Source organism: Jatrophihabitans lederbergiae (assembly GCF_031845305.1).
Classification (GTDB): domain Bacteria; phylum Actinomycetota; class Actinomycetes; order Mycobacteriales; family Jatrophihabitantaceae; genus Jatrophihabitans_A; species Jatrophihabitans_A lederbergiae.
Genome location: NZ_JAVREH010000088.1, coordinates 1 through 9,384, shown reverse-complemented (window position 1 = coordinate 9,384; position 9,384 = coordinate 1). Strand labels below are relative to the sequence as shown.

At 66.1% G+C, this 9,384-nt stretch carries 12 protein-coding genes and 3 tRNA genes; 7 read left to right on the top strand and 8 right to left on the bottom strand.

Going from position 1 to position 9,384, the window contains the following annotated elements:
- The first annotated feature begins 191 nt into the window (after positions 1-191).
- The 6 genes from RM423_RS23485 (at position 192) to RM423_RS23465 (ending at position 3,693) form a co-directional block, all read left to right on the top strand.
- Positions 192-1,043, top strand: a complete 852-nt coding sequence (locus RM423_RS23485) for a hypothetical protein (protein WP_311425470.1) — start codon at positions 192-194, stop codon at positions 1,041-1,043.
- Between the two features lie 979 nt (positions 1,044-2,022).
- Positions 2,023-2,205 (top strand): hypothetical protein, encoded by a 183-nt coding sequence (locus RM423_RS23480; RefSeq protein WP_311425469.1) that lies wholly within the window; start codon positions 2,023-2,025, stop codon positions 2,203-2,205.
- 277 nt (positions 2,206-2,482) lie between these two features.
- Positions 2,483-2,647, top strand: a complete 165-nt coding sequence (locus tag RM423_RS23475) for a hypothetical protein (RefSeq protein ID WP_311425468.1) — start codon at positions 2,483-2,485, stop codon at positions 2,645-2,647.
- Positions 2,648-2,703: 56 nt separating this feature from the next.
- The gene (locus RM423_RS23470) at positions 2,704-3,114 is read left to right on the top strand and encodes a DUF6941 family protein (protein ID WP_311425467.1); all 411 of its coding nucleotides are present in this window, start codon (positions 2,704-2,706) and stop codon (positions 3,112-3,114) included.
- Complete coding sequence (locus tag RM423_RS26095) at positions 3,111-3,353, top strand: DUF4258 domain-containing protein (RefSeq protein WP_396327844.1); 243 nt, start codon at positions 3,111-3,113, stop codon at positions 3,351-3,353. Before RM423_RS23470 ends, RM423_RS26095 begins: the two co-directional genes overlap by 4 nt.
- The gene (locus RM423_RS23465) at positions 3,337-3,693 is read left to right on the top strand and encodes a DUF2283 domain-containing protein (RefSeq protein WP_311425466.1); all 357 of its coding nucleotides are present in this window, start codon (positions 3,337-3,339) and stop codon (positions 3,691-3,693) included. The genes RM423_RS26095 and RM423_RS23465 overlap by 17 nt, the downstream gene beginning before the upstream one ends.
- Positions 3,694-3,780: 87 nt before the next feature.
- Here RM423_RS23465 and RM423_RS23460 read toward each other — a convergent pair whose 3' ends face one another.
- The 7 genes from RM423_RS23460 to rpsA all read right to left on the bottom strand — a co-directional run bounded on the left by RM423_RS23460 (position 3,781) and on the right by rpsA (position 7,714).
- A complete protein-coding gene (locus RM423_RS23460; RefSeq protein ID WP_311425465.1) occupies positions 3,781-4,290 on the bottom strand; it encodes a hypothetical protein in 510 nt (169 codons plus the stop codon).
- A 99-nt stretch (positions 4,291-4,389) separates the two neighbouring features.
- Positions 4,390-4,464 (bottom strand) — tRNA-Val (locus RM423_RS23455).
- Positions 4,465-4,505: 41 nt separating this feature from the next.
- Positions 4,506-4,576: transfer RNA gene (locus tag RM423_RS23450), tRNA-Cys, on the bottom strand.
- Positions 4,577-4,620: 44 nt separating this feature from the next.
- Positions 4,621-4,693 (bottom strand) — tRNA-Gly (locus RM423_RS23445).
- 113 nt (positions 4,694-4,806) lie between these two features.
- On the bottom strand, positions 4,807-5,400 hold the full coding sequence (coaE, locus tag RM423_RS23440) for a dephospho-CoA kinase (RefSeq protein ID WP_311425464.1): 594 nt from the start codon (positions 5,398-5,400) through the stop codon (positions 4,807-4,809).
- Positions 5,401-5,410: 10 nt separating this feature from the next.
- The gene (locus RM423_RS23435; protein ID WP_311425463.1) at positions 5,411-6,154 is read right to left on the bottom strand and encodes a hypothetical protein; all 744 of its coding nucleotides are present in this window, start codon (positions 6,152-6,154) and stop codon (positions 5,411-5,413) included.
- Between the two features lie 102 nt (positions 6,155-6,256).
- Positions 6,257-7,714 (bottom strand): 30S ribosomal protein S1, encoded by a 1,458-nt coding sequence (gene rpsA, locus RM423_RS23430; RefSeq protein WP_311425462.1) that lies wholly within the window; start codon positions 7,712-7,714, stop codon positions 6,257-6,259.
- A 241-nt stretch (positions 7,715-7,955) separates the two neighbouring features.
- On the opposite strand from rpsA, the gene RM423_RS23425 reads away from it, so the two are divergent.
- Entirely contained in the window at positions 7,956-8,783 is an 828-nt protein-coding gene (locus RM423_RS23425; RefSeq protein WP_311425461.1) for a class I SAM-dependent methyltransferase, read from the top strand.
- Between the two features lie 48 nt (positions 8,784-8,831).
- Here RM423_RS23425 and RM423_RS23420 read toward each other — a convergent pair whose 3' ends face one another.
- Entirely contained in the window at positions 8,832-9,251 is a 420-nt protein-coding gene (locus tag RM423_RS23420; RefSeq protein ID WP_311425460.1) for a porin PorA family protein, read from the bottom strand.
- Positions 9,252-9,384 lie beyond the last annotated feature (133 nt).

The following is a 9,384-nucleotide window of genomic DNA, read 5'->3' as shown; positions in this document are numbered from 1 at the left end:
GATACAACTCGACAGCGTCGCGGCGAAACTCCTCGGAGTAGTTCTTCCTCGCCATGAGTGGATCATCTCGCTTCCACCCCACCGAAGCAGGGATTGAGCGTGTCCACTACTCGGGGTCAGGTCCCGTTCGCCGTATTGGGAGCAGTGTGGTTTGTCCTTGCGCTGCTTCCCAACAACCCGGACCCGATCGTGTGGCTACGGTTCACGGTCCCGATCGTCTGGATTGCATGTGCGGTGGTCGCGGCAGCGCGAGCCCATCGTTCCGCCGCCGAGATTCCCCCCGACCGGGATTAGAGGCCTCCAGCGCCGACGAGCTGGCCGTCACCGCGTACCTCTCCCAAGCGCGGACGCAGCTTGCTCTGGCCGTCGAGATGACCGGGCCTGCCGCTGTGGCGGCGTTGAAGGCGGAGATCGCCACCGCCGCCGAAGCAACGAAGCAGCTCGGCCTGTCGAAGGAGATCCAGCAGGACGCGCAGGAAATGGTGCGCCGCGCCGAGTACGCGCTCGGCAAAGCCATCCGCGCAGGGCAGGAGTCAGGCGAAGTGCGAGCCCGGGGCGAGCGCGTCGAGCGCAATAACCAGCATGGACAGGTTGCTGTTCCTGTTGACAACAGGAACAGCAAAGTAAGCCCTTACGACTTCGCCAAGCCGGACGAGCTTCACGGTAATGGCGATAACAACATCTACGCCATGGCTGACGGTGTCTCCCACGAGCAGTTCGAGGAAGCGCTGACCGATGCCCGAGACGAGGGCAACCTGTCCCGGGCGAACGTGGTCCGCAAAGTCCAGGGCGTCAAGTCGGACAAGCTCGCCCCCGCTGACCGGTTGAACAAGATCGGGGACATGGCCGACGCCGGCCACACGTCGGACCAGATCGCGAAAGCCGTTGGGGCGTCCGAGAAATGGGTCCGGCGGTTGGCCGAACCCATGACGTCGCGCCCGGTGGGATCGGGCGTTCTGCCCGTCCTAGGGCTATCGTTTGCCTATGGCAGATCAGAGGCGAGAAGCACCAGCTATGAACACCTTCCCAGCGCGCCAGCTTGACACCCGGCCGCCGCGGGTCGGCGAGCTGTTCCAGCGCCCTGGTGGGCAGTGGGAGGAAGCCCGACCCCGGCAGTCCCCAACTGGGGACACCTGGCCGACGGACGGCGACTAGCTGGGGGGCGGACGCGCGTCCTGGGCACCGCCGCCCGCGACACCCGCCACCGGGCGATCGGCAAGGGCCGCATCGCGTGAACCGCGACCGCCCTGCTCCAGGTGACCGTGCGGTGGCCGGAGCGGCCTGGTGTGCAGGGGCAGGGTAACCAGCCGACGATGGGCGCGTTCGGGCGGTATCAGCCGGTGCCCGTTGGCGCAGATGTTGGGCAGCCATTCCGAACGCCCGGTCGAAGCTAGACGCATGCTGCTCGTGCATGCAGGCTTAGCGCCAGGCTTGACCGTCCCAGATCATCCATCGGTTGGCGCCCGCGTTCCACGCCTGCCACACCGTGCCGTTCCACTGAGCGGGCGGTGCGCCTGTCGGCACGGCAGGCCCGGGTGAACGCTGGGGCGATGCGCTAGTCGCCGGAGACGAGAGGGTTTGAGCCGCCCGCTTGGCCTCAGCCGCCAAGATACCGGTCTGTCGGCGCAGCTCGTCGGTCTGCTTACGTGCTTCCCTCGCGCTCCGCTTGGTGTTGGCGGCGGTGCGCTCCTTGTCAGAGCGGAAATCCACCAGACCGATCGTGCTCAAGCTGCTCACTTTCCTGAAAAGTCCCATGGCGCGATAGTCACCTAGGCTGAGCTGAGTCGTCAAGCGGTCTACGTACGCGTCGGTCAGGCTGCTTTCAACGCGCTTCGGCGAGCCGGCAAGCGCACAAATCTCACACTGCGGTTCCAGCCACCGACATGTAAGGTTGGTGTTACTTCATCACTGAGGATCACGGGCGGACTCAGAGGTGGAGCACGTCCTGACCATGGGCCTGACTGGAGCAGGGCCTGGTGAGGGCGACCCCGCGCAGGGACCTAGCGAAGTGGTGAACGCCCAATGGCCAGCTCATCGGTGCAGAAGATGATTCAGCGACGTGCGCTTCTATACCGGAAGACCGTGCGCGATTACCGCTTCACGCCTGAAGACCTTGCGGTCATCATCGCCGCTCGCGAAGACGAGTTCCGGTCCAGGGACGGCTGGCGCAGCCACGCCGATGTGCGTCCCAAGCAAGAGGCTTGAGCCCTTGAGCTACTTCCACGCCGTCGCGTGCTGGCCATCGTCGGTGCGCCCAGGGCGGGAACCCCTCCCCACCCCCTATAGCGGCTGACCGGTAGGTTCTGCTGATTCTGGTTTCTACGGTTCCCCAGGTTTTCCGTCGGCCTTGGGTTTCCCGGTATCCGACTCGCCAAACGGGTTGGATTCAGACGTTTCGGGCCATGGAAGCGCGGGTCACACCGAAGGGCCTGCAGCGGCTCCTTGCTGACCACGGCGCACTCGTGCCGGTTGGCGGTGCCGCATGACAACTACAGACACGACCGGGACGGCCATCGCCATTGACGGGCACCAAATCTGGCTCGCGCTGTTCCCCATCGCCCCACGGGCAGCCGCACCGTTCGAGCGCGACACCAACCACTACGAACTGCTCGAAGGCGTCGACGAACTGATGGTGGTCACTCGCTAGTTCTTGTGAGCAACCGTGCACGGCGAGCGCGCCGTGGCGCTCGGTACACTCGCGCAGTGGCCGAATTGGATTACGCATACCTTGCCGAATATGTTCGGGTGGACCCTGGCGGATCACTGACGTCGGTTGGGGCGAGCTACACCCACGTCGGGGTGCCAATGGTGCCGACCCAGCATCTCGTCGGCGTCGCAGGTCGCATCCGAACGACCGTTGACGTGCCGAGCGTCGTACTGAAGGTCACCATCCGTGACCACGCGGAACGCATGAGTCTCTCGTTCCAGACGGTGCTCAAGCCTGCGGCAACCTCGCGCGTCTACGCAGGTGACAAGATCGGCATCCTCTTCGCGATGAATACGCTGATCCCGATCATCGGCTACGGCTCGTACGAGGTGGTGCTTGAGCTCGACAACGATGAGGTCAGGCGCCTCTACTTCACTGCAGAGCAGGTCGAGCCGGCGGAATCGTGAAGATCGCGTATGGTCATCATGCTCGCGATCGCATGAGTGAGCGTGGAATCACGGAACAAGATATTCGATCTGTCCTAGAATTTCCCGATACGGTGACGCCCACGCCGAAGAACAGCGTGTGCTGCATCGGTGAGCCGCAGCCAGGGAGACGTCTAAAGGTTTGGGTGTTCCCCTACGATACGGATAGCGACATGCGTAGAGTTAAGTCAACAGCATGGAAGGATGAAGATGATGTCTGACAGCCCGTCGATCAACGTTTCCGTCGACATGACCGATGACTGTGCCTACATCCGGTTGTCCTCGAACCCAATTCGCCGGTCGATCTCGGTAACCGATGCTGTCGTCGTTGACGTCGACGAGTTCCACATGGTGGTGGGTATCGAGGTACTCGAACTAGGGGCAGAACTTCCGTTCGCCGACCTTGTCGAGCGTTTTCACGTCCACAGTGACGTAGTTGAGATCCTTCGCAAGATCCGTCCCAGCGTTTCGGGCTTCCTGTCCCTAACTCAGTCAAGCGAAGCCGTCCGCGCGGGCAGTATGCTGCGGGCTGCCGACGTCAGCCCGCAGCATACTGGTTGATTTGCAGCCCGCACCCCCGAGTCGAATCTAGCGACCAAACGGCCCGCCACCATCATCGGGAGCGGGCCGTTGTCGTGGCGGGGTGGGTTACCGGGTGAACCTCTGATCTTCGGCCAACTGGTAGCGGCGCTTCTGGTCGAGGGTCAATCGCAGAACGCCGATAAGCGTCTCCACCTCGTCGTCGTTCATCCCGAGCCCATCGAAGCCGTCAACGCTCAACTCAATGCACTCGTCTGTCGATCCCATCCACCGGTCGTCCTCGTGGTCGTCGGTCTGTTCCACCGTCCACCGCGACCGGCGAACCTCGATGCTGTGTCCTCGCCGTTCCGGAGACCATGGCACATTGCGGCCGTTGACCGCGTTGTCACCGACATGGTTCGGCAGGTTGATCACAGTGCCGCCCGTGTAGCAGTCGTAGCCGTTTGCGGTGGTGCCTGTGTGGTCGCTGATGCACCACGCAGGGCACCTGTCCTCCTTGGTCGCTACGACAGTGCCCGATACGGTCTCCAACTTGCTACTGATGTGCGCCTGCGCGCTGGTCACCGTATCGCCGGTCATCGCGGGTACCGCGTTCGTGGGTTCGTTGCTCTTGCTCACGGGTAGGGCCTTCCTGCTCTGCCCACCATCACGTCAGGGCACGTAGCGGGCACGTGGTCCGCCGAACGTGTCGGAGGCCCCGTATTCCGGGGCCTCCGATGGTGGGCGATACTGGGATTGAACCAGTGACCCCTACCGTGTCAAGGTAGTGCTCTCCCACTGAGCTAATCGCCCGTACTCAACCGCGCGCGACGATCCGCACGAGATTGGCTACGAGGTGGAGACGGGATTTGAACCCGTGTACACGGCTTTGCAGGCCGTTGCCTCGCCTCTCGGCCACTCCACCAGGGACCGGACAGCCGGCCTGGGGAACGCCTATAGCGTCCACCGAGCGGACGACGGGATTCGAACCCGCGACCCCAACCTTGGCAAGGTTGTGCGCTACCAGCTGCGCTACGTCCGCATGGTGTTACCCGATGTTCTGCCCCGGTTACCCGCTGACTGCCATCATCGGCACCGGAAGAGACTTTAGCGGATACGGTTTGTGGTCGCCAAACCGGGCTCGTCGCCACCGCGCTAAGACCCTGTCCGCCCGAGAAGACGGGGCCATACCGCGTCGACCCGCGCCCGCAGCTGGACCACCGATCCGGAGTTGTCGAGCACCACCGTGGCAACCTCCCGGCGCTGCTCGTCCGTCGCTTGGGCGGCGATTCTGGAGCGGGCGACGTCCGGTGTCATGCCGCGCCCGCTGAGCCGCTCCAGCCGCAGCTCCAGCGGCGCCTCGACCACCACCACCGCGTCGAAGCCGGCCGCCATGCCGTTCTCGACGAGTAGCGGCACGTCATGGACCAGCACCGCGCCCTCCCCCGCCGCCGTCGCCAGCTCGTCGCTGCGGTGGCGCACCAGCGGGTGCACAATCGCGTTCAGATCCGCCAGCGCCGCGGGGTCGGCGAACACGATGGTGCCGAGCCGAGGCCGGTCCAGGCTGCGGTCGGCGCCCAGCACACCCTCGCCGAAGCGCTGCACCACCCGCGCCAAGCCGGGCGTGCCGGGAGCTAGGACCTCGCGCGCGATCAGGTCCGAGTCGATCACCACCGCGCCGAGCTCGGCGAACCGGGCGGCGGCCGTGCTCTTGCCGCTGCCCATCCCGCCGGTCAACCCGATGCGCACTGTGGCCACCTCAACCGGTGGTGCTCGGTGATGCCGTGGCCGCCCCCGGTGAGCGTCCAGCGGCCGGGCCGGGCGTGAAGCGGGCGGTGGCGTCCAGCGCGGCCCTGGCCAGAGAGGCCAGGCCGGTCGCGGCGGACTGCGGGATCAGCCGGGGATCCACGGTGACCGCGATGCTGCGGACGCCGGCCGCCATCACCAGCGTCGGGCTGCCGTAGCCGCTCAGCACCGTGGCCGGATACTGGCCCACCTTCGTCCGCGCCTCGCTTGCGCCGTGCGAGCGGTAGTCATCCGCGGTGCCCTCGACACGCCGGGCGGCCCGGGCAGCGGAGTCGTACAGGCTGATGCCGACCTCTACCAGCGGCTCGGCAGCCGGCTTGCCCTTCACCGGCACCGCGACCCCGTAGCGACAGTTCAGGTAGATCAGCCGTCCGATGTCGGGTTCGGGGACTCCGAGGATGAAGGCAGTCCTGCCGGAGACGACGCGGTGCAGCGCGATGTTGACGCGGCCGGTGGGCAGCAGGTCGTCGCAGCGTCCACCGAGGGACGGAGCGGCGGCCTTGGTGGTGGCCTTCGGCGATGGCGCGGCGGACGAACGCACCGGTGTGCTGGCGGGCGTACGGGACGCGGAGTTCGATCCACTGGCCGACCCACCACTTGGCGCCTTGGTGCAGCCAGTCAAGGCCAGCACGCCGGCCAGCGCCAGCACGGCAGCGGATCGCGGAACAAGGACGTCTCGGCGGAGCCTGGCTGTCACGCCACCAACGGTAACCGTCTGACAGCGGAAAGCCCGGGAGGCGAACCTCCCGGGCTTTCCGTTGGTATTGCTGTTGTCGATCAGCCTTGCGGCAGCGTGCTCTTAGCGACCGGCAAGCTTCTCGCGCAGGGCTGCCAGCGCCTCGTCCGACGCCAGCGTGCCGCTGGTCTCGGCCGGGGCCTCGGAGGAGTACGAGGTCGCGTCGCCGCTCTCGGTGGCCGCGTCGGCGTCCGCCTTCTGAGCACCTTCGAGCTGCTTCTTGTGCGCCTCGAACCGCTCGCGGGCAGCCACGTAGCGCTTCTCCCACGCCTCACGCTGGTCCTCGAAGCCCGGCAGCCACTCCTGGGTCTCGGAGTCGAAGCCCTCGGGGTAGATGTACTCACCCTTCTCGTTGTACTGGGCCTCCATGCCGTACTGCGACGGGTCGAAGTTCTCTTCCGCCAGGGCACCCTCGTTCGCCTGCTTCAGCGACAGCGAGATGCGGCGACGCTCGAGGTCGATGTCGATGACCTTGACCAGCAATTCATCGCCGACCTGCACTACTTGTTCAGGGATCTCGACGTGCCGCTCGGCCAGCTCGGAGATGTGGACCAGGCCCTCGATGCCGTCCTGAACCCGGACGAAGGCACCGAACGGAACCAGCTTCGTGACCTTGCCGGGCACGACCTGGCCGATGGCGTGGGTACGGGCGAACTGACGCCACGGGTCTTCCTGGGTCGCCTTGAGTGACAACGAGACGCGCTCGCGGTCCAGGTCGATGTCCAGCACCTCGACGGTGACCTCTTGCCCGACCTCGACAACCTCGGACGGGTGGTCGATGTGCTTCCAGGACAGCTCGGAGACGTGCACCAGGCCGTCTACGCCGCCGAGATCGACGAACGCGCCGAAGTTGACGATGGAGGACACCACACCGGTGCGGACCTGGCCCTTGGCCAGCTTGTTGAGGAAGTCGCTGCGGACCTCGGACTGGGTCTGCTCGAGCCACGCCCGGCGGGACAGGACCACGTTGTTGCGGTTCTTGTCCAGCTCGATGATCTTGGCTTCGAGGACCTTGCCGACGTAGGGCTGCAGGTCACGGACCCGGCGCATCTCGACCAGCGACGCGGGCAGGAAGCCGCGGAGGCCGATGTCGATGATGAGACCGCCCTTGACGACCTCGATGACGGTGCCCTCGACGACCTCGTCACGCTCCTTCTTCTCCTCGATCGTGCCCCATGCCCGCTCGTACTGCGCGCGCTTCTTGGACAGGATCAGCCGACCTTCCTTGTCCTCCTTCTGGAGAACCAGGGCCTCGATCTCATCGCCCACGGAAACGACCTCAGAGGGGTCGACGTCGTGCTTGATGGAGAGTTCGCGGGAGGGGATGACACCCTCGGTCTTGTACCCGATGTCGAGGAGAACCTCGTCGCGGTCAACCTTGACGATCGTGCCTTCGACGATGTCGCCGTCGTTGAAGTACTTGATGGTCAGGTCGATTGCGGCCATGAAGTCTTCGGCGGAGCCGATGTCGTTCACTGCTACCTGCGGGGTCGTGCGAGTCGGATCGATGGTGGACGTCATGTAGTGGATAGTTCCTGACGGCTTGTAGAGCGACGCGGATACGTCCGTTTCGTTCGCCTCTCGCGCTGGAGCGATCAGCGGAGCGTGTGGCCTACTCCATGTCGAGACCACAGACCCATTCCGCAGGCGAAAGCCTACTCCTGTGCGGCTTCTGATCGGAAATCCGATGAGGGCTCCGTCAGCGCCCGGCACGGCGCCGCCCGCGCGGGGATTCGGGCCGGCCGCTGGCTAGCGTGGAGCGATGGGTACCGAGACAGACCTGGGCACCGTCGGAGTCGGTCGCCGGCCGCAGAGCGCCGCGCAGTCGGCCCGGGCGAACCGCCGCTGGTGGGACGCCGACGCCGACAACTACCACGCCGAGCACGGCCGGTTCCTGGGCACCTCGGACTTTGTCTGGTGCCCGGAGGGCCTGCGCGAGGACGACGCGCAACTGCTCGGCCCGACCAATTCCCTGGCCGGCCGGCGGGTGCTCGAGGTCGGCGCGGGATCGGCGATGTGCTCGCGGTGGCTGGCTGGCCGCGGCGCGCTGCCGGTCGCCTTCGACGTGTCGGCCGGCATGCTGGCGCACTCGCGGCGCGCGGCGGCCGAGACCGGCATCGACGTGCCGCTGGTGCAGGCCGACGCGCAGCGGATGCCGTTCGCCGACGAGTCCTTCGAGCTCGCGTTCACCGCGTTCGGGGCGGTCCCGTTCGTGGCCGACTCCGGCGCGGTGATGGCCGAGGTCGCGCGGCTGCTGCGTCCCGGTGAACGCTGGGTGTTCGCCACCACGCACCCGACCCGGTGGGCGTTTCCGGACTCCCCCGGCCCCGACGGGCTCACCGCGACGATGTCCTACTTCGACCGCGATCCCTACGTCGAGTTCGACGCCGCGGGCGACGCGACGTACGTCGAGCACCACCGGACGTTCGGCGACCGGGTCCGCGAACTGGCTGCCGCCGGCTTCCGGCTGCTGGACGTGGTGGAGCCGGAGTGGCCCGACCAGCTCACCGAGGAGTGGGGTCAGTGGTCGCCGCTGCGGGGCAGGATCCTGCCGGGCACGGCGATCTTCGTCAGCGAGCTGGCTGCTTGAGCGAGCTGGCTGCCTGAACCGAGTGGCTGCCTGAACCGAGTGTGGCCGCTAGACCCGGGTGGGCTCTGGAGCCTCGGCGGCGCGCGCCGCGTGCGCGCCGTGGTGATCGTCGTTGCGCAGCAGCAGGAACGCCCCCACCAGGGCGGCGATGCCCACCACCAGCAGGATCAGCGGAAGGATCACCGTGAGCATCGTGATCTGGGAGCGGCCGTCCTTGGCCTGCTTGGCCTGGTACCTGACCGCGGCGTCGTTGAAGGTCAGCGTGGTGTCCAGTGCCGTGCTGCCATCCGCGAGGGTACGAACCTGGTGCTCGGCACCCTTCACGATCGCGCCGGTCACCGGGTCTACCGACACATTCCGGGTGTTGGAGTACCTGCCGGGGATATTGGGGCCGACCGGCAGGTCGATGTTGTCGATGACCGCCTCGTACTTGTAGAGCTCCATGCCGTCGTACTTCTCGGTGCCCACGAACTTGGGCCTTCGCCCCGAAAAGTGGACACGCGATTTGATTGTTATGCGGCCGGTCGTAGCGTAGCCGCGGTGGTGGTGTTCTCGTAGGTGATCGGGCTGCGGTAGCCGCAGGCGGAGTGCCGGCGGCGGG

Excerpts from the sequence above, each read along its gene's own strand:
- RM423_RS23425 (WP_311425461.1), top strand. The coding sequence starts at position 7,956 with ATGGGTACCGAGACAGACCTGGGCACCGTCGGAGTCGGTCGCCGGCCG.
- RM423_RS23465 (WP_311425466.1), top strand. The coding sequence starts at position 3,337 with ATGAAGATGATGTCTGACAGCCCGTCGATCAACGTTTCCGTCGACATG.
- rpsA (WP_311425462.1), bottom strand. The coding sequence starts at position 7,714 with ATGACGTCCACCATCGATCCGACTCGCACGACCCCGCAGGTAGCAGTG.
- RM423_RS23475 (WP_311425468.1), top strand. The coding sequence starts at position 2,483 with ATGACAACTACAGACACGACCGGGACGGCCATCGCCATTGACGGGCAC.
- RM423_RS23480 (WP_311425469.1), top strand. The coding sequence starts at position 2,023 with ATGGCCAGCTCATCGGTGCAGAAGATGATTCAGCGACGTGCGCTTCTA.